Source organism: Staphylococcus borealis, from assembly GCF_001224225.1.
In the GTDB taxonomy this organism is placed as follows: Bacteria; Bacillota; Bacilli; order Staphylococcales; family Staphylococcaceae; genus Staphylococcus; species Staphylococcus borealis.
On record NZ_CUEE01000002.1, the window covers coordinates 216,305 to 237,775 of the forward strand.

General features: G+C 34.0%; 17 protein-coding genes. 15 read left to right on the plus strand and 2 right to left on the minus strand.

Annotated features, from left to right (window positions below; all coding sequences use genetic code 11):
• The first annotated feature begins 7 nt into the window (after positions 1 to 7).
• The 10 genes from AK212_RS03725 to rplS all read left to right on the plus strand — a co-directional run bounded on the left by AK212_RS03725 (position 8) and on the right by rplS (position 10,249).
• Positions 8 to 241 carry an acyl carrier protein gene (locus AK212_RS03725; protein WP_001830184.1) on the plus strand — a complete coding sequence of 78 codons (234 nt, stop codon included), beginning with the start codon at positions 8 to 10 and terminating at the stop codon, positions 239 to 241.
• A gap of 71 nt (positions 242 to 312) precedes the next feature.
• The gene (rnc, locus tag AK212_RS03730; protein WP_156304791.1) at positions 313 to 1,065 is read left to right on the plus strand and encodes a ribonuclease III; all 753 of its coding nucleotides are present in this window, start codon (positions 313 to 315) and stop codon (positions 1,063 to 1,065) included.
• 73 nt (positions 1,066 to 1,138) lie between these two features.
• Positions 1,139 to 4,708, plus strand: coding sequence for a chromosome segregation protein SMC (gene smc, locus AK212_RS03735; RefSeq protein WP_053029256.1), 3,570 nt, complete (start codon positions 1,139 to 1,141; stop codon positions 4,706 to 4,708).
• A complete protein-coding gene (gene ftsY, locus AK212_RS03740; protein WP_053029258.1) occupies positions 4,705 to 5,931 on the plus strand; it encodes a signal recognition particle-docking protein FtsY in 1,227 nt (408 codons plus the stop codon). Before smc ends, ftsY begins: the two co-directional genes overlap by 4 nt.
• Positions 5,918 to 6,250 (plus strand): putative DNA-binding protein, encoded by a 333-nt coding sequence (locus tag AK212_RS03745; RefSeq protein ID WP_053029260.1) that lies wholly within the window; start codon positions 5,918 to 5,920, stop codon positions 6,248 to 6,250. Before ftsY ends, AK212_RS03745 begins: the two co-directional genes overlap by 14 nt.
• Positions 6,251 to 6,277: 27 nt before the next feature.
• Positions 6,278 to 7,648, plus strand: a complete 1,371-nt coding sequence (gene ffh, locus AK212_RS03750) for a signal recognition particle protein (protein ID WP_053029262.1) — start codon at positions 6,278 to 6,280, stop codon at positions 7,646 to 7,648.
• Positions 7,649 to 8,158: 510 nt separating this feature from the next.
• Complete coding sequence (gene rpsP, locus AK212_RS03755) at positions 8,159 to 8,434, plus strand: 30S ribosomal protein S16 (RefSeq protein WP_011275962.1); 276 nt, start codon at positions 8,159 to 8,161, stop codon at positions 8,432 to 8,434.
• Positions 8,435 to 8,553: 119 nt separating this feature from the next.
• A complete protein-coding gene (rimM, locus tag AK212_RS03760; RefSeq protein ID WP_053029264.1) occupies positions 8,554 to 9,057 on the plus strand; it encodes a ribosome maturation factor RimM in 504 nt (167 codons plus the stop codon).
• Entirely contained in the window at positions 9,057 to 9,791 is a 735-nt protein-coding gene (gene trmD / locus AK212_RS03765) for a tRNA (guanosine(37)-N1)-methyltransferase TrmD (protein WP_053029266.1), read from the plus strand. Before rimM ends, trmD begins: the two co-directional genes overlap by 1 nt.
• 107 nt (positions 9,792 to 9,898) lie before the next feature.
• On the plus strand, positions 9,899 to 10,249 hold the full coding sequence (gene rplS, locus AK212_RS03770; RefSeq protein WP_002448843.1) for a 50S ribosomal protein L19: 351 nt from the start codon (positions 9,899 to 9,901) through the stop codon (positions 10,247 to 10,249).
• Between the two features lie 160 nt (positions 10,250 to 10,409).
• On the opposite strand, the gene AK212_RS03775 is transcribed toward rplS, so the two are convergent.
• Complete coding sequence (locus AK212_RS03775) at positions 10,410 to 13,019, minus strand: YfhO family protein (protein ID WP_053029268.1); 2,610 nt, start codon at positions 13,017 to 13,019, stop codon at positions 10,410 to 10,412.
• A 1-nt stretch (position 13,020) separates the two neighbouring features.
• Positions 13,021 to 15,615: a YfhO family protein gene (locus tag AK212_RS03780; protein ID WP_053029270.1), complete on the minus strand. Its 2,595-nt coding sequence runs from the start codon at positions 15,613 to 15,615 to the stop codon at positions 13,021 to 13,023.
• A 235-nt stretch (positions 15,616 to 15,850) separates the two neighbouring features.
• Between AK212_RS03780 and ylqF the strand changes: the two genes are divergently transcribed.
• The 5 genes from ylqF to AK212_RS03805 all read left to right on the plus strand — a co-directional run bounded on the left by ylqF (position 15,851) and on the right by AK212_RS03805 (position 21,216).
• The gene (gene ylqF, locus AK212_RS03785) at positions 15,851 to 16,738 is read left to right on the plus strand and encodes a ribosome biogenesis GTPase YlqF (protein WP_053029272.1); all 888 of its coding nucleotides are present in this window, start codon (positions 15,851 to 15,853) and stop codon (positions 16,736 to 16,738) included.
• Positions 16,719 to 17,486, plus strand: a complete 768-nt coding sequence (locus tag AK212_RS03790) for a ribonuclease HII (protein ID WP_053029274.1) — start codon at positions 16,719 to 16,721, stop codon at positions 17,484 to 17,486. The genes ylqF and AK212_RS03790 overlap by 20 nt, the downstream gene beginning before the upstream one ends.
• A 111-nt stretch (positions 17,487 to 17,597) precedes the next feature.
• On the plus strand, positions 17,598 to 18,764 hold the full coding sequence (gene sucC, locus AK212_RS03795) for an ADP-forming succinate--CoA ligase subunit beta (protein WP_053029276.1): 1,167 nt from the start codon (positions 17,598 to 17,600) through the stop codon (positions 18,762 to 18,764).
• Positions 18,765 to 18,785: 21 nt separating this feature from the next.
• Entirely contained in the window at positions 18,786 to 19,691 is a 906-nt protein-coding gene (gene sucD, locus AK212_RS03800) for a succinate--CoA ligase subunit alpha (RefSeq protein ID WP_053029278.1), read from the plus strand.
• A gap of 295 nt (positions 19,692 to 19,986) precedes the next feature.
• Entirely contained in the window at positions 19,987 to 21,216 is a 1,230-nt protein-coding gene (locus AK212_RS03805; protein ID WP_053029280.1) for an aminoacyltransferase, read from the plus strand.
• Positions 21,217 to 21,471: the final 255 nt, after the last annotated feature.

Here is a 21,471-nt window from a genome sequence, read left to right on the forward strand (position 1 = left end):
AATCGACGTGGAAAACTTCGATAAAGTAAAAGATATCATCGTTGACCGTTTAGGTGTAGATGCTGACAAAGTAACTGAAGACGCATCTTTCAAAGATGATTTAGGCGCTGACTCACTTGATATCGCTGAATTAGTGATGGAATTAGAAGATGAATTTGGTACTGAAATTCCTGATGAAGAAGCTGAAAAAATCAACACTGTTGGTGATGCAGTTAAATACATCAATAGTCTTGAAAAATAAAAAACTTACATCTGAGTCGTCTACAAGATGGCTCAGATTTTTTTCTTAAGAATCAAACAAAGCATAAATATATGGGAGGTTCTAATGTGGCTAATCCAAAAAAAATAGAAATGGTTAATGATTTTCAACAACAGTTTGCGAAGAAAATGAATGAATTAGGATTTACATATTCAAATATCGAGTTATATCAACAAGCATTTTCTCATTCAAGTTTTATCAATGACTTTAATATGGATCGTTTAGCGCATAATGAGCGACTCGAATTTTTAGGCGATGCGGTATTAGAATTGACGGTATCACGCTACCTTTTTGATAAACATCCAGATCTTCCTGAAGGTAACTTAACAAAAATGCGTGCAACAATTGTATGTGAGCCCTCACTTGTAATATTTGCTAATAAAATCGAGCTAAATCAACTCATCCTATTAGGTAAAGGTGAAGAAAAAACGGGTGGAAGAACGCGCCCTTCACTTGTGTCTGACGCATTTGAAGCCTTTGTTGGGGCTTTATATCTCGATCAAGGATTAGATGTCGTATGGCAATTTGCTGAGAAAGTCATTTTCCCATATGTAGAAGATGATGAATTAGTTGGTGTTGTCGACTTTAAAACACAATTTCAAGAGTATGTTCACAGTCAAAATCGTGGAGATGTAACTTATCGATTAATTAAGGAAGAAGGCCCAGCGCATCATCGTTTATTTACATCGGAAGTTATTTTGGAAAATAATGCAGTTGCAACAGGTCAAGGTAAAACTAAAAAAGAATCTGAACAAAAAGCAGCAGAGCGTGCTTACTCAGAACTTAAGAATAATAGCAGTGTTTAAGATGACCAATCATCTTTAAAATATTGTCCTCCTCTCAACTAGAATGAGTGGAATGATTAGCAAGGAGAATAGTATGGTGTATTTAAAATCAATTGATGCCATAGGTTTTAAATCATTTGCAGATCACACAGATGTCCAATTTGATAAAGGTGTGACAGCAATAGTTGGGCCTAATGGTAGCGGCAAGAGTAACATTACCGATGCTATCAAATGGGTATTAGGTGAACAGTCCGCAAAATCATTACGTGGCTCTAAAATGGAAGATATTATCTTTTCAGGAGCTGAACATCGAAATGCTCAGAATTATGCAGAAGTACAATTGAAACTTGATAATAAAGCCAGAAAATTACAAGTTGATTCAGATGATATTGTCGTGACGCGTCGCTTGTACCGCAGTGGTGAGAGTGAATATTATCTTAATAATGATAAAGCACGCTTAAGAGATATTACTGAATTGTTTTTGGATTCTGGTTTGGGAAAAGAAGCATTTAGCATTATATCTCAAGGTAGAGTTGATGAAATTTTAAACGCTAAACCGATTGATCGTCGTCAAATTCTTGAAGAATCTGCTGGCGTATTAAAATACAAAAAACGAAAAGCTGAATCACTACAAAAATTAGATCAAACAGAAGACAATCTTACACGAGTTGAAGATATCTTATATGACTTGGAAGGGCGCGTAGAACCATTAAAAGCAGAAGCGTCCAGCGCAAAAGAATATTTGAAACTCTCTGAAGAAATGAAACAAAGCGATGTCATTGTTACTGTACATGATATCGATCAGTATTCGGAAGATAATCGTGAATTAGACGTCAAACTTAATTACCTAAAAAGCCAACAAGCAGATAAAGAGGCGAAACAAGCACAAATAAATCAATATATTCAAAAACAAAAGTCTCAACGTCAACATATTGATAATGACATTGAACAATTAAATTATGATTTGATTAAAGCTACAGAAGCATATGAGAAGTTTACAGGTCAATTAAATGTCTTAGAAGAAAGAAAACGTAATCAATCAGAAACGAATGCGCGCTTTGAAGAAGAATTAGATAATTTAAATCACGAATTAAAGAACGCTCAAGATGAAAAAAATGAGATTACGCAACAAATTGAGACGTTAAAAGAAAAACAGAAAACGTTAAATAATGATATTCATGAACTAGAATCACAACTTTACGTTTCTGATGAACAACATGATGAAAAACTCGAATCTATTAAAAATGAATACTATGAATTAATGTCTGAACAATCAGATGTCAATAATGACATTCGTTTCCTAGAGCATACCATTAAAGAAAATGAAGCGAAGAAATCACGCTTAGATTCACGTTTAGTTGAAGCATTTAATCAACTCAAGGCGTTACAAAGCGAAATTGCTTCTACAGAACAACATCATAAAGCTACAGTTAAACAATTGAGCAATATAGAAGACCAAATAAGTCGAATAGAGCAACAATTATCAAAAGCGAAACAAATTCAAACTGAATACGAAGATAAATTGTATCAAGCATATCGTTATACGGATAAAATGAGAGCTCGAATTGAAAGTTTGGAAACACAAGAGGAAGACTATACGTACTTCTTTAATGGCGTTAAGCATGTGTTAAAAGCTAAAAACGATAGCTTACAAGGTATTCATGGTGCAGTTGCAGAAGTGATTTCTGTACCATCAGAATTGACACAGGCAATTGAGACCGCATTAGGCGCTTCATTGCAACATATCATCGTTGACAACGAAAAAGATGGTCGCCAAGCAATCCAATTCTTAAAGCAAAAAGGACTTGGTAGAGCAACATTTTTACCATTAAATGTTATTAAATCAAGACAGCTATCTCATCATATTCGTCAAATTGCTGAAAGTACAGCAGGTTATATTAATGTTGCTTCTGATGCAATTACAGTGAATGCGCAATATCAAGCCGTAGTTGAAAATTTAATTGGTACGACTATTATTGTAGATAATCTAAAACATGCGAATGAACTGGCGAGAGCGATTCAATATAAAACACGTATCGTTACTTTAGAAGGCGATATTGTTAATCCTGGAGGTTCTATGACTGGTGGTGGTGCGCGTAAGACGAAGAGCATTTTATCACAAAAAGATGAACTGACTACAATGCGTGACCAATTAAAAAATTATGAATCGCAAACTAAAGATTTTGAAAAACAATTGCAAAATCAAAAAGATGACGTCGAGCAGTTAAGTGAAACATATTTTAATTTGAGTCAACAATATAATGAAGTGAAAGAACAATCACATAACGAAGCGTTAGTATTAGACCGTCTTAAAACACAAGAAGCACATATTAAAGATGAGCATGAAGAATTTGAGTTTGAAAAGAATGACGGTTACCAAAGTGAAAATAGTCGTGTTACTTTAAATGAAAAGCAAGCACGTTTATCTATTATTCAAGGTAAGTTAAAACAACTTGAAACGGACATTGAACGTTATACGCAATTATCTAAGGAAGGTAAAGAGACGACTACGCAAGTACAACAACAATTAAACCAAAAACGCTCTGATTTAGCAGTTATTAAAGAACGAATACATGCGCAAAAAGGGGCATTAACCCGTACAGATAAACAGATTGCAACGATTCATCAACAGTTAACGAACGTTGAAGACAAGATTAAACTCTTTAATTCTGACGAAATGATGGGTGAACAAGCATTTGATAAATTACAACAAGAGATTAAATCTAAGGAAAATTCACGACAATCGATTACTAATCAATTAAAAGATTTGAAAAAGCAACGTGTAGATGTCAATGAAGATGTGGAAATACATGAAGCACAGTTACAAGAATGCCATCAAGATTTATTATCAATAGAAAGTTTCTATCAGGATATCAAAGCGCAACAATCAAAATTAGATGTATTAATTCATCATGCCATTGATCATTTAAATGATGAATATCAATTAACAGTCGAACGTGCCAGAGATGAATTCTTCTCGGAAACACCAATTGAGTCGCTAAGAAAGAAAGTTAAATTAACTAAAATGTCAATCGATGAATTAGGCCCTGTTAATATTAATGCGATTGAACAATTTGAAGAGTTAAATGAGCGCTATACTTTCTTAGATGAACAACGCACAGACTTGCGTGAAGCGAAACAGACACTTGAGCAAATTATTAATGAGATGGATCAAGAAGTGAAGGGTCGTTTTAAAGAGACATTTTTACAGGTTCAATCTCATTTTACGACAGTATTTCAGTCGTTATTTGGTGGAGGACATGCTAAATTAGAATTAACAGATGATGATTATTTATCAGCTGGTGTCGATATTATTGTTCAACCGCCAGGCAAAAAATTACAACACTTGTCGTTGTTAAGTGGTGGTGAACGTGCCTTAAGTGCAATCGCATTGCTATTTGCTATCTTGAAAGTACGATCTGCACCATTTGTTATACTGGATGAAGTAGAAGCGGCACTTGATGAAGCAAATGTCATTCGATACGCACAATTTCTAAAAGAGTTATCAATGCAAACTCAATTTATTGTGATTACGCATCGAAAAGGGACAATGGAATATTCAGATCGTTTGTATGGTGTGACAATGCAAGAATCAGGGGTTTCAAAATTAGTAAGTGTTAACTTAAATACTATTGATGAGGTCATGAAGGAGGAACAAGCATGAGTTTCTTTAAACGTTTAAAAGATAAATTTTCTACGAAATCAACGGAAGATATAGAACAAGAATTATCACAAGATGAAAGTGAGCAGAGTAGCACACCACGTGATGATAATGAAGAAGTATCACAACCGGCACCTAAGAAGAAACCACGTAAGTTAAGTGAAGCAGATTTTGATGATGATGGTTTAATCTCGATTGAAGATTTTGAAGAAATTGAAGCACAAAAAATGGGTGCTAAGTTTAAAGCAGGTCTTGAAAAATCACGTCAGAACTTCCAAGAACAACTTAATAATTTAATTGCGCGTTATAGAACGGTTGATGAAGATTTCTTCGAAGCACTTGAAGAAATGTTAATTACTGCCGACGTTGGTTTCAACACAGTGATGCAATTAACAGAAGAATTACGTACGGAGGCACAACGTCGTAATATTAAGGAAACGGAAGATTTACGTGAAGTCATTGTCGAAAAGATTGTTGAAATATACCATCAAGAAGACGACCAATCTGAAGCTATGAATCTTGAAGATGGCCGATTAAACGTCATTTTAATGGTTGGTGTAAACGGCGTAGGTAAAACAACTACTATCGGTAAACTTGCACATAGATATAAAATGGAAGGCAAAAAAGTAATGCTTGCAGCTGGAGATACATTCAGAGCTGGTGCTATTGATCAATTACAAGTGTGGGGTGACCGAGTAGGTGTTGAAGTTATACGCCAAAGTGAGGGATCTGACCCTGCAGCAGTTGTTTATGATGCAATCAATGCGGCTAAAAATAAAGGCGTCGATATTTTAATTTGTGATACTGCAGGACGTTTACAAAATAAATCAAACTTAATGCAAGAACTAGATAAAATGAAACGTGTTATTAGCAGAGCTGTACCAGATGCTCCTCATGAAGCTTTATTGTGTTTAGATGCAACAACAGGTCAAAACGCCTTATCTCAAGCACGTTCATTTAAAGAAGTTACAAACGTATCAGGTATCGTATTAACTAAATTGGATGGTACGGCTAAAGGTGGTATTGTGCTTGCAATTAGAAATGAACTTCATATCCCAGTTAAATATGTAGGCTTAGGTGAAAAACTTGACGACTTGCAACCATTTAACCCAGAAAGCTACGTTTATGGATTATTTGCAGATATGATAGAACAAAATGAAGATATTCCAGATGAAGTTGCTGAATTAGATTTTAATAACGAGGATCATCCACATGGGGAAAAATGATTTAGTTAAAACATTACGAATGAATTATTTGTTTGATTTCTATCAAACGTTATTAACTGATAAGCAGAGAAATTATTTAGAGCTATTCTATTTAAAAGACTATTCATTAAGTGAAATTGCAGAGACATTTGATGTGAGTAGACAAGCAGTTTATGATAATATAAGAAGAACTGGCGATTTAGTTGAAGATTATGAATCTAAGTTGAATTTATATGAAAAATTCGAACAACGTCGTAACATTTATGAAGCAATGAAACAATCTTTAAATGATGCTACAGCGTTAGAACAATATATTAATCAATTAGAAGAATTAGAATAAACAGATATATAAAGGAGGGCATTTGGTATGGCATTTGAAGGATTATCCGATCGCTTACAAGCTACGATGCAAAGAATGCGTGGTAAGGGTAAAGTCACAGAAGCTGATATTAAAGCTATGATGAGAGAAGTACGATTAGCATTATTAGAAGCCGATGTGAACTTTAAAGTAGTTAAAGAATTTGTGAAAACTGTGTCAGAACGTGCCTTAGGATCAGATGTAATGCAATCATTAACACCTGGTCAACAAGTCATTAAAATTGTACAAGACGAATTAACACAATTAATGGGTGGCGAAAACGCAACGATTAAAATGGCGAACAAGCCACCAACTGTTGTGATGATGGTTGGTTTACAAGGTGCAGGTAAAACGACTACTGCCGGTAAATTAGCATTATTAATGCGTAAAAAATACAATAAAAAACCTATGTTAGTAGCTGCAGATATTTATCGTCCAGCTGCAATTAATCAATTACAAACTGTAGGTAAACAACTTGATGTTCCTGTGTATAGTGAAGGGGATCAAGTCAAACCACAACAAATCGTGGAAAACGCATTAAAGCACGCTAAAGAAGAACATTTAGATTTTGTAATCATTGATACAGCAGGTCGTTTGCATATTGATGAAGCATTGATGAATGAATTACAAGAAGTTAAAGAAATTTCTAAACCAAATGAAATTATGTTGGTTGTGGATGCAATGACTGGTCAAGACGCAGTTAATGTTGCACAATCATTCGATGATCAATTAGATGTGACTGGCGTTACATTGACTAAATTAGATGGCGATACGCGTGGTGGTGCAGCGTTATCAATTCGTTCAGTAACACAAAAGCCAATTAAGTTTGTTGGTATGAGTGAGAAGATGGATGGACTTGAACTCTTCCACCCAGAGCGAATGGCTTCTCGTATACTTGGTATGGGAGATGTACTAAGTCTTATCGAAAAGGCACAACAAGATGTTGACCAAGAAAAAGCTAAAGACTTAGAACAAAAAATGCGTAATTCAACATTTACATTGGATGATTTTCTTGAACAATTGGATCAAGTTAAAAACCTTGGCCCACTGGATGATATTATGAAAATGATTCCTGGAATGAACAAAATGAAAGGTATGGATAAGCTTAATATGGATGAAAAACAAATTGACCATATTAAGGCGATTATCCAGTCTATGACACCAAGTGAAAGAGAAAATCCAGCAGTCTTAAATGTTTCTAGAAAAAAACGTATTGCTAAAGGTTCAGGTCGTTCATTACAAGAAGTGAATCGCTTAATGAAACAATTTAATGATATGAAGAAAATGATGAAACAATTTAGTGGTGCTGGTCGTAAAGGTAAAAAAGGTAAACGAAGTCAAATGGAAAATATGTTAAAAGGCATGAACTTACCATTTTAATGATTTAAAAATATCGGACGCTTTTTGATAAGCGCTCGATATTTTTATGTCGGTTTATTTCATAAATCTAACTAAAGGATCGCCTGAGCTGAAGCTTTAACGCAGTGGTTGATTGGACTTGAAATAAAATATTTCAAGCACCTAATCAACTGTGCGAGGGGGGCGGGGCCCCAGCACAGAGAATTTCGCAAAGAAATTCTACAAGCTACGCAAGCTGGGGTGGACGAATTTAAAATTCTATCTCACTCCCATAACCAAATCTACGGTTTATTTCATAAACCTAGTTAAAGGAACACCCTAGCTAAAGCTAGTGCGTAAGTCCCACTAACTAAATAAATTTAGAAAATAATAAGGTTCGCCTGAGCTAAAGCTCATGCATAACCAAATCTACGGTTTATTTCATAAACCTAGATTTGGTAAAGAAAAAAGTCTTTACAAATAATCAAGTTACTGTTAATATTATTTCTTGTAGAAAATAAAAAGTAAAAGATTTAAAGGAGAGTTTTATATATGGCAGTTAAAATTCGTTTAACTCGTTTAGGTTCAAAAAGAAATCCATTCTATCGTATCGTAGTTGCAGACGCACGTTCACCACGTGATGGTCGTATTATCGAACAAATCGGTACTTACAACCCAGCTAGTGTTAATGCTCCAGAAGTTAAAATTGACGAAGAATTAGCATTAAAATGGTTAAAAGACGGTGCTAAACCAACTGATACAGTTCATAATATCTTATCTAAACAAGGTATTTTAAAAACTTTTGATGAACAAAAACACGCTAAATAATTTAGCTTAAACTTTAATATAAAGTTTCTTAAGGCGCCATTACGTGGCGCCTTTTTCAATACTGAAATATTCATGTTAATATGAAAGAAATAAATTAATGTATTAAGAGAGGTGCGACTATGCAAGTTGAAGTGGGTCAAATTGTAAACACTCACGGTATTAAAGGTGAAGTCAAAGTCAAATCGAATTCTGACTTTACAGAAACGCGTTTTCAACCTGGTGAAGTATTAACAGTAAAACATAATAACAATGAAATTCAATTAACTGTCACATCGTATCGTGTACACAAAGGATTCCATATGCTTAAATTTAATGACATTAATAATATTAATGAAGTTGAACAGTATAAAGGTGACTTCTTATATCAAGAACGCGATCACGAAGATATTGAATTAGCAGAGAATGAGTTTTACTATTCAGATATTATAGGATGCACTGTGTTTGATGATGAAGAGACGCCTATTGGGCGAGTCATCAATATTTTTGAAACTGGCGCAAATGATGTTTGGGTCGTTAAAGGTGATAAAGAATACCTAATTCCTTATATAGCTGATGTTGTTAAGGTCATTGACATTGAAAATAAAACAATTCACATAACACCTATGGAAGGGTTGTTAGACTAATGAAAATTGACTATTTAACTTTATTTCCAGAGATGTTTGATGGCGTACTCAATCACTCCATTTTAAAACGAGCACAAGATAAAGAAATTATTAGTGTAAATACAATTAATTTCAGAGATTACGCTATCAATAAACATAATCAAGTAGATGATTATCCATTTGGTGGTGGGCAAGGTATGGTATTAAAGCCAGAGCCGGTTTTCAATGCTATGAAAGACTTGCAACGCACTGAAGAGACGCGTGTGATTTTAATGTGTCCTCAAGGTAGACCATTCTCTCAAAGTATTGCACAAGAGCTAAGTGAAGCAGAACATATTGTATTTATTTGCGGACATTATGAAGGTTATGATGAACGTATCAGAGAACATCTTGTGACAGATGAAATTTCAATGGGAGATTATGTGTTAACTGGAGGCGAATTGCCTGCCATGACAATGACAGATGCAATTGTACGATTAATTCCTGGCGTATTAGGTAATCAACAGTCGCACCAAGATGATTCTTTTTCAGATGGACTTCTAGAGTTTCCACAATATACACGCCCTAGAGTATTTGAGGATATGACTGTTCCAGATGTATTGTTGTCAGGTAATCATGCAAATATCGAACAATGGCGACATGAACAAAAATTAATTCGGACGTTTAATAAGCGACCGGACTTACTTGATCATTATCCTCTAACAGAAGAAGATAAAAAAATAATAGAAAGCTATAAAAAGCAATTGAAAAACTAGTAGTATTATGCTAATATATATCAAGTGTGAAAAGACACTAAATATCACTATGGTCCGCTGCTATATGAATGTCTAGGCAAGAACATAGGTTGAAGGAGAGTATATCAATGAGTAATCATAAGTTAATCGAAGCAGTTACTAAATCACAATTACGTACAGACTTACCAACATTCCGTACTGGTGACACTTTACGTGTACACGTACGTATCGTTGAGGGTTCACGTGAACGTATCCAAGTATTCGAAGGTGTTGTAATCAAACGCCGTGGTGGAGGAATTTCTGAAACTTTCACAGTTCGTAAAATTTCTTCAGGTGTAGGTGTGGAACGTACATTCCCATTACACACTCCAAAAATCGAAAAAATCGAAGTTAAACGTCGTGGTAAAGTACGTCGTGCTAAATTATACTACTTACGTAGTTTACGTGGTAAAGCTGCTAGAATCCAAGAAATTCGTTAATCAGCAAATTGAGTATATGAATAAGATAAAGGTTAGTTACAACGTTTGTCTTACTAACAAAGCTTCCAATCATCTTCTTTTTCAAGTTGAGATTGGAAGCTTTTATTTATTGTATTTAAAATTTTGAAGTCTGACCTTAGACGTAGTTGTTTATTTCAGTTTATTGTTTTCTTTTTACCCATAAGCTAAATAGTACGCTACCTATAACACCGATGATACTTAAAATGGTAAGTAGATAGAAATGTGGCGGGGTATAAGAGACTTTAATCACCATATCACCTTTATTTACCGGTATTGCCGTCATCATACCATTTGCTTGTTGTACAGGTACCTCTTTACCATCTACGTGTGCATGCATGCCTTTTGCATATACAGTTGGTAGGACAACATAGCCTGATGCATTTTTGGGTTTATGAACAATATAACCATTTCGCATGCTTTTAACCTTCACAGGTGTAACGTCTTTAGATGCTTTTTGTAAAGTACTGTAATCTTCACCATAGATGCCTTTAACAGATAAACGATAATTACCTTTAGATAGTTGAATATTAAGTTTATTAGATGCTTTTACGCGCATTGTAACAGGAGTGACAAAACGTCGATATTTATAACTTAGTTTATTTCGGCTTTGTGAATATTCGTTAACACCGACTGAATGCGCTTTGTCAGGCGACAGCAATTCGACATCCATTTCCACATACATATCTTTATATTGATTAGCGACTGATTTAGGTAAAGATAACGTAACACCACCATTATCCTTTTGCACAGTAAGATGGTTTTGATTGTGCCATGATGAATCATTTGTCGACATGTTCGCTTTGTCTAACAAGTTTTGATTTGATTTAAATGAAGTATTCGCTTTCTCTGGCTGACCATTTAAGACGATGCCTTTTAACATTGCTTGCTCACGATCTAATGGTGACTTTAAGTCATTAGAATTATAAATTCGATTCGTCACATGAGCTGCTGGGTAGTCAATCGTATTTTCGGAGTGGATGAGCGTATCTTTACCATTCAAAATGGTATCTTTCTTTTTAAATCCGTAGGGCATATTTTGATCTTCAGGATGACGTAAACGATCTTGAACATTCCATAGCGCAGCTAAGTTCGCACGATTTCCCAAAAAGCGATACGTGCTATTTTTATCCACAGGCATATTGATTTGCATTAATTTATCATAATATTTCAATATATCGCCATCAAAAATGCTAGAATATAGCGATATACCATTATAGTGATAAATAAATGGTGAATTTAGTGCGTATGCTGACATATAATCGATACGGTGAAATGGGTCATTTTGATGCTGTTTGATCGTATCGATTTTTTTGGCAATTGTGTCATCAAAGTATGATGGATCATTTAAAGTATGGATTGTCGTTGCATATGGATCTATTGTTCTTTGTCTTGAATCATGTGTCATTACAATTTGCTGGCCGAAAAAGAGCACAATCAACGATAACATGATTATTGGTTGCTTAAGTAGAGGTTTACGATAAATGAATAAACCTAATACAATGATGATAAATAATGCTATAGGCATCCAATCCACAAAATCATCGGCAATGATGTATCGGCACAATCCTGCAATAAATACAGGTATAGCAGCAACTAAATACTGTTTCATTGTTATTTCAGATAAGTGATGAATATATAACGCAATAAGTCCACTTGTAGATAACACTAAGAAATAAACCCAGCGACGTTGCGGTAAAGAGAATCCGTTAAAAGCACTATCAAAGTATTGTGATAAGGAACCAATAAGTAAGAACCAAGTTATAATCGCAAAAACTTTATAGTAGTAGTGTTTATATAATTTAGGCGTTAACAATGCCACGAGTGCGACAAGTGAAATTGTGACATAGAAACCACTTGAAAATATGTAATAATTATTTTTGGTTAAATCAGTAAACAAAGAAATATTAAATTCTGAATTTTGTTGACGATCATTATTTAAGAATGATGATACACCAGTGTAAAATCCTAATATACTTGATAAAAGCGCAAACATAGCACCAATAATTAATAAGTAACATTTCTGCCAGCGTGATACGATATCATAGCGATATTGAAACACAACTCGCAATATGAAATAAATACCTAACACAATGGCTTGATAATAAGTAAAATAGAAATTTGAAAAGAGTGTAATCGCTACTGCAAAAATAAACAAACCAATCTTCTTACGTTGGAAAAAGCGTTCCATTCCCCATAAAGATAATGGTAATACAATTAATAGGTCACCATAAAATGACCATGTGAAATTGTAATATAATACGACTGTTGATGCACCATATAGTAGTGTTGCTATTAATAGAGGTACAGATTTTAATCTTAAATATCTAAAATAATAAAATGCACAAATAAAAGTGATTATCGTACGGACATAAGCTACAATGAGTTGGTTTGTTGGCCAAAAGCGGATATTGTGCGGTTGCCAATGAAATAATTGCTCGCCAATCCATACAAAAATAAAATTGACCCACATGATGGGGGATAGGGAATAATAGTATGCTAAACCTTTTACATAATCCCCACCCAGTCCAAATGAGTGATCGTAAAATCCTTTTAAGTGTGTGTAATGTTCATATAAATATAATTGAAATGGCATCATTTGTCTAAAGCCATCGCCAGATCCACTAAACACTACACCATCTTTAAGATAATCACGTATAAACGGATAATAAATCGCTAGTGTTACGATATTAGCTATGATAAAAATAAAACCAAATGTCCATAAAGGTTTCGACCATATTTTTTTAATCAATTTACTTCCTCATCTTTCGTTTTTTTAAATTATAATTTTTAATAAATATAGCACTTAAAAGCATGCTTATGAGTGATGTGATAATCATAGTATTCCAGTAAGGTGGTTGATATTTGATGACAATCTGCTTAGCATTTTTATTGACTGAAACACCAGTCATCATATAATTAACTTTCTGAACTTTGGCAGGTGCACCATCTACGTACGCATGCATACCTTTACGGTAAGGAATATTAATGGCAGCAATACCACCATCATGATGATTAAGATTGACTTGAACACCATTTTTAATATCCTTATAACCAGCACTAAAATGAGCATCCCGATGTGCCTTTTTAAGCGTATCATAATTCTCGCCATTTAATTGTTGCAAATCGATATAAAATTCGCCATCAGGTGAAAGGGTTATCGTAATATCACCATTTTTATCTGGTTGTGCTCGATAAAGTTGCGTATCTACCCCTGTACGATAAGTAGAGTTGTTAAACAAGCGATGATTAGCATAATTATTAATCGCAACTGTGTAATTACTATCAGGATTGCCTCGCTTAATCTTCATAGTTAAATAAAAGTCATCGTATTTATCACGTAAATGTTTCGGTAAATGTAGTTTTATTGTGCCACCTTGCTCACCGGTAACTTTATAGCGATGTTTACCATTAAGTTTTATATTCTGATGTTGCATATCGACTTTCGATAATAAATTTGGCGACGATGATTTATAAGACGTACCTTTATTATCCATTACGACACCGTTCAACATTGCATGTTCTCGATCGATAGCTGTGTTTAAAGATTTAGAATCATAGATGTTATTTGTTACTTTTACGCTTGGTAAGTTAAGTGAATTTTCATATATAGTGTATTGTCCACTTGTTTTAATTTTTTTAAAATAAGCAGGCAAATTGCCTTGGTAATCTTTCAACATCATATAGCGTACCGAGAAAAGGCTTGCGATATTTTGTCGACCATTCGTTGATTGATAGCGACTTAACGACTCTTCGGCAAGATTGATTTTAAGGGCATCGTAATAGTAATCCAGAATATGATGATGGAAGATGCTAGAATACAAACTCAATCCCTTAAAATGTTGATACATCGGTGTATTATCCTGTTCATTTACACGCCAATCAATACGTTCATCTTCCCGTTTACTGTTATTCATTATATTGACTAAAGAACGTTGTAAATCTGAACTATATAAACTTGAGTTAATATAAAACGTATTCGCACGTTCTTCATGATCTTTAAAATAAATTTGATTTTTAATAAAGACGAAAGAAACCATTATATTAAGTAAGAGAATAGATATTCCAAAAATATAACTTAAATTAATACGGTAATGTCTGTCTTTTAAAATTAAAATAAGTAAACCTATGATTGAAACGATTGGTACAAGGATAAGCCAAGCTACAAATTTATGATACGTAATCGCACTGGCGAAAATGATGAGTTCAGCAATAATATTACTAAATACGTAAGTTTTAATTTTTAATGTTCTAAAATATTTCATGAATAACCCAATTAACATTGCTGAATTGAATGAAAGTATAAAATGCCAGCGTTTTTGTGGTGCGGAAAATCCATTAAACACCTGATCAATAAATGGCACAAAGCTGAGTAAGATAAACACTAGTGTTAACATGGCGAATAAGCGATAGTAGTAATGTTTATAAAGCTTAAAGCACAATAGCGCTTGAATTGTTAAGAAGAGTAACACAATTAAATAGTTATCAAAGAAGATATTTGTGTTAATATTCAGCTTTTCAAAGGTATCCACCGTTCCAGAGAAGGGGACACGACGATTGTTTAGGAAACTTTGAACACCATGGAAAAACATAAATAAACTGTTACCTAATCCTAAAATAGCACTAATTACAAATAATATTATCGCTTTACCGCGTGAAATAATATCTTTTGAATGTCTAAAGACGATACGAATAAGTATGTAACCTGCACCTATTAGACAAAGGTAATATGCAAAATAGAAATTATTTATCATGATCAGTGTGACTGTAACAATGAAAAGACACAATTTCTGTTTTTGAAGCACGCGTTCAATCGAGAGCAAGAGTAACGGCAACCAAATGAAGACATCACTAAAGAATGGCCAATACACTGTAAAGCGATAATATAGTGGCGACATGACAAATAAAAACGCCATAATAATACTTATCCACGTATTACGTGATAAATATTTGCTATAAAGATAGGTACAATACATTGCAATTGTAGCTTTAATTATAGAGATAACGAGTGCATTTACCATCCAAAATAGTAAGCCTTGTGTGTTTATATGTATAATCGTTTTTAATAGTATGATACATAGAACATTGATAATAAATAGGATGTTCGTTGAAAAGTAATAACTTAAATCAGTGAAAAAGTCTCCACCTAATCCAAAATCAGAAGCATAAAAGAGGTTACCGTGACTCCACTTTTCAAATAAAAACATCTGAATCGGTACCATCTGTTCAATACCATCATTTGGCCCTGTAAATAATATACCGTCATGAATGAAGCGGTAAATAATATAGCTATGTCCTAAGAGTGACAAAGTAAAAAATATACCTATATATATAAATATTTTCTTCATAACTTACCTCTAATAATCGGATTGAAATTTAAATAGTACATTTAAATTGTAGGGGATAGTTCATATGAATAAAAGTAATTATGCTTTTTAGCATGATTCCTTTTATTACACTTTCTCGTTTTAAATGATGAATGCTAAAATAATGGGTGAACCAATTAAACAGTGGCTCTTATTTATAATTTCAATTATAATCAACAAGTTAAAGTAAAATATAAAGAAAGTAAGGTGACAATCAATGGCAATACAATGGTATCCAGGACATATGGCAAAAGCTAAAAGAGAAGTTACAGAACAACTGAAGAAAGTAGACGTTGTATTTGAATTAGTTGATGCACGAATTCCATATAGTTCTCGTAATCCAATGATTGATGAAGTAATTAAACAGAAACCACGTGTGGTTATTCTCAATAAAAAAGATATGGCTAATTTAAATGAGATGCAGAAATGGGAAAGCTTCTTTATAGACAAAGGATATTATCCTGTTGCAGTAGATGCAAAACATGGTAAAAATTTAAAGGGCGTCGAAACTGCGGCGATTGCTGCAACAAAAGAAAAATTTGAGCGTGAGAAAGCTAAAGGTCTTAAACCAAGGGCCATTAGAGCTATGATTGTGGGGATACCTAACGTGGGTAAATCGACATTAATTAATAAATTAGCAAGAAAGAATATTGCTCAAACTGGTAATAAACCTGGTGTGACAAAACAACAACAATGGATTAAAGTAGGACAGTCGCTACAATTGTTAGATACACCTGGTATCTTATGGCCTAAATTTGAAGATGAAACGGTTGGTAAGAAATTAAGTCTAACGGGTGCGATTAAAGATAGCATCGTACATTTAGATGAAGTTGCAATCTATGGTCTACAATTTTTAATTCATCATGATTTAGATGGATTTAAACAACATTATAAAATTGATGTACCTGCAGATGCCGAAATATTAGAATGGTTTGATGCGATTGGTCGTCGACGCGGTCTTTTACAAAGAGGAAATGAAGTGGATTATGAAGCGGTTATTGAACTTATCATAAACGATGTACGCAATGCTAAAATTGGTACATATTGTTTCGACTTATATTCAGAAATGAAGTGTGAATTAGAAAATGACACAGACAATAAATGAAATTAAACGTATATTAGCTGACATACATTCATTAGATGAATTAGAGCAGCATGAATTCAACCAAGACACCCGTAAAGGTGTACACCAAGCTATATCAAGACGTCGTAAACAACTGCTTAAAGAACAAGACATTGTCGACCACTATTATCAAATGAATCAATTTGAGGATGCGTTGTTAGCTACCCATCCCGAAGCATTAATCTGTGGGATTGACGAAGTGGGTCGCGGTCCGCTTGCAGGGCCCGTGGTTGCATGTGCGGTTATATTAAATCAAGGTCATCGCTATTTAGGTTTAGATGACTCTAAGAAAGTTTCGGCGACTAAAAGACGAGTGCTTAATGCAAAACTTAAAGAGGGTGTACTTGAATACGCCTATGGTATAGCAAGTCCTAAAGAAATTGATGAATTCAATATTTATAATGCAACTAAAATAGCAATGAATCGAGCTTTGACTCAACTGGTAAATCAGCCAGACCATTTACTCATAGATGCAATGGCTTTAGACACTCAAATCCCTCAAACATCGATTATTAAAGGTGACGCTAAGAGTGTATCAATTGCAGCAGCGAGTATAATGGCAAAAGAGTATCGAGATGATTTGATGAGAGAAATTGCTGAGGAATATCCAGGTTATGAATTTGAAAAAAATGTTGGTTATGGAACGAAAGCACACTTAGAAGGTTTAGATAACTATGGCGTTACGCCTCATCATCGACGTAACTTCGAACCAATCAAATCTATGACGTAATTATTTGAATTTTAAATTAATTGCAAAAAGTAGAATACTTTCAGTTTACAATAGCGCTTTCATTTTCTATAATTATAACTGAACTTAACCTAAGAAGTAGGAGGATGGAAGATGAATATCCACGAGTATCAAGGTAAAGAAATATTTCGTTCTATGGGCGTAGCCGTTCCAGAAGGACGAGTTGCATTTACTGCTGAAGAAGCAGTGGAGAAGGCAAAAGAATTAGACACTGAGGTTTATGTGGTTAAAGCACAAATCCACGCTGGGGGTAGAGGTAAAGCAGGTGGAGTTAAAATTGCTAAATCATTATCTGAGGTTGAAACTTATGCCAATGAATTATTAGGTAAGCAATTAGTCACACATCAAACTGGTCCTGAAGGTAAAGAAGTAAAACGTTTGTACATCGAACAAGGTTGCGATATTCAAAAAGAATATTACGTAGGTTTTGTTATTGATCGTGCAACTGACCGCATTACTTTAATGGCTTCAGAAGAAGGCGGTACTGAAATTGAAGAAGTTGCTGCTAAAACACCAGAAAAAATATTCAAAGAAACAATCGATCCAGTTGTTGGTTTATCACCATATCAAGCGCGTCGTATTGCTTTCAATATTAATATTCCAAAAGAATCAATTAACAAAGCAGCGAAATTCTTAATTTCTCTATACAATGTATTTATTGAAAAAGACTGCTCAATCGTTGAAATTAACCCATTAGTTACTACTGGAGACGGTGACGTTTTAGCGTTAGATGCTAAAATTAATTTCGATGATAACGCATTATTTAGACATAAAGATATTCAAGAATTACGAGACTTAGAAGAAGAAGATCCGAAAGAAATCGAAGCATCTAAATATGACTTATCATACATTGCATTAGATGGAGATATTGGTTGTATGGTTAATGGTGCTGGTTTAGCTATGGCTACAATGGATACAATTAATCATTTTGGTGGAAATCCAGCTAACTTCCTAGACGTAGGGGGCGGTGCTACAAAAGAAAAAGTTACTGAAGCATTCAAAATCATCTTAGGTGACGACAATGTTAAAGGTATCTTTGTAAACATCTTCGGTGGAATCATGAAATGTGATGTTATCGCTGAAGGTATTGTGGCAGCAGTTAAAGAAGTTGAATTAACTTTACCACTAGTTGTCCGTTTAGAAGGAACAAATGTAGAACGCGGTAAAGAAATCTTAAATGAATCAGGTTTAGCAATTGAACCAGCAGCTACAATGGCTGAAGGTGCACAAAAAATTGTTAAGCTTGTTAAAGAAGCGTAAGGAAAGGATGGGAACACTAAGATGAGTGTATTTATAGATAAGAATACTAAAGTAATGGTACAAGGTATTACAGGGTCTACTGCCCTTTTCCATACAAAACAAATGCTTGATTATGGCACACAAATTGTCGCAGGGGTAACACCAGGTAAAGGTGGACAAGTTGTTGAAGGCGTGCCTGTTTATAACACTGTTGCTGAAGCTAAAGAAGAAACAGGTGCTAATGTATCTGTAGTTTATGTTCCAGCGCCATTTGCTGCGGACTCTATTTTAGAAGCTGCGGATGCAGATTTAGATATGGTAATTTGCATCACTGAACATATTCCTGTTGTAGACATGGTCAAAGTTAAACGTTATTTAGAAGGTAGAAAAACACGTTTAGTAGGACCTAACTGTCCAGGTGTTATTACTGCTGATGAATGTAAAATTGGTATTATGCCAGGCTATATTCATAAAAAAGGTCACGTTGGTGTTGTATCTCGTTCTGGTACATTAACATATGAAGCAGTTCATCAATTGACTGAAGAAGGTATTGGTCAAACTACAGCTGTAGGTATTGGTGGCGACCCAGTCAACGGTACAAACTTTATCGACGTGCTTAAAGCATTTAATGAAGATGAAGATACGAAAGCTGTAGTAATGATTGGTGAAATCGGTGGTACAGCGGAAGAAGAAGCTGCTGAATGGATTAAAGCTAATATGAATAAACCAGTTGTTGGATTTATTGGCGGTCAAACAGCGCCTCCAGGCAAACGTATGGGTCACGCTGGTGCAATCATCTCTGGTGGTAAAGGTACAGCAGCCGAAAAGATTAAAACATTAAATGATTGTGGTGTAAAAACTGCTGATACACCTTCAGAAATCGGTACAACATTAATCGAAGCAGCTAAAGACGCTGGTATCTATGAAGAATTATTAACAATTAAATAATGAGATTGTAAATCAATAAATGATCCACTATACTCCGTCCAAAGTATTATAACTTCTAAATACTTTGAACGGAGTTATTTTGTTTTAAAATACGTCTCTTTTTATAATAAATTTTCGAGAAATATATTTGTTTTTTTTATTTAATAGCGATATTATATTTATAGTGTATGAATGATAGGGGAGAACAACATGAAACGACAACATTCAATAATAAGACCGCTTTGAATTTGTGATTTGCACTGAAGACGTATCTTATATTAGGGCCATCATAAATGATTGGAAGTGGGTTTTAAATATGATTTTTACAAAGCTTAGCATAGAAGAATTTAATACATTCGTAGATCATCATTTTTCACATTATACACAGGTAAAAGATTTATATATTTATCGTAAGGAACGACATTTAGGTGCTCACCTTGTCGGAGTGAAGGAAAATAACACTGTTATTGCAGCATGTTTATTGACAGATGCTCGAGTGTTAAAGGCATTCAAATATTTTTATACACATCGTGGGCCAGTCATGGATTATTCTAATTTGTCATTAGTTGAATTTTTCTTTAAAAAATTAACACAATATGTACGTCGTCGAAGAGGCATTTTTATACAGGTTGATCCATATATAGTTGAGAATGTTAGAACTGCTGATGGCGACATAATTGAACACATTAATAACGATAACTGGTTTGAAGTGATGAATCGACTTGGTTATCAACATCAAGGATTTACTACTGGTTACTCAGGAATGAGTCAAATTAGATGGCATTCTATTTTAAATTTAAAAGATAAAAGCGAACAACAATTGTTAAAAGAGATGTCGTATCAAACGCGACGCAATATCTTAAAAACAATAGAAATGAATGTACAAATTAAAACATTGTCTATTGAAGATACGAATAGATTTTATAGATTATTTCACATGGCTGAAGAAAAACATGGTTTCCATTTTCAAGAAGAACCCTATTTTAGAAAGATGTTAGACACTTATGGAGACAATGCGTGTTTGAAACTAGCTTATATTGATTTAAATCATTATTTAAGAACCTTAAAGTCCAAAGCTAATGATTTAGAATGTGCGATGACTGAAATCAAACAAATGCTAGATGTCAATGTCAATTCAAAAAAGACAAAAGTGAAATATCAACAAATTAAACAGCAATTAGATAGCACGCATAATAAAATTAGAAATACTGAGCAGTTAATCATTACAGATGGTACATTATTAGATTTAGCAGCGGCATTATTTATTCATAATGCGCATGAAATGTATTATTTATCAAGTGGCTCAAATCCTAAATATAATGAATTTATGGGGGCATATCGATTACAATGGGATATGATATGTCACGCGAAACAACTAGGTATTCATCGGTACAATTTTTATGGAATTACTGGTGACTTTGGCAATGAAGCAGAAGATTATGGTGTGCAACAGTTTAAAAAAGGATTTAATGCCTTTATTGAGGAATACGTAGGGGATTTTATTAAGCCAGTCAATAAATTTTTATACAAGCTATACCGAAAATGAGTAAAACTAATTGGGAACAACTAAATTAACGTCAACTTGAACCTTTCGTCTGCGGACACATGTAACATGATAACTTCAAAATAATCTGAGACTTTTAAGTTTCAGATTATTTTATTTGTTTTAATCTATATTGGATAGTTTACATAATTCAATGTAGAAATTACTCATTAAGTGTTAATGAATATTTGTGCTAAATTGTATTGTAATTGAAATGTGCGCCAAGACATATTTATTCTATAATGTTATCAAAGGAGA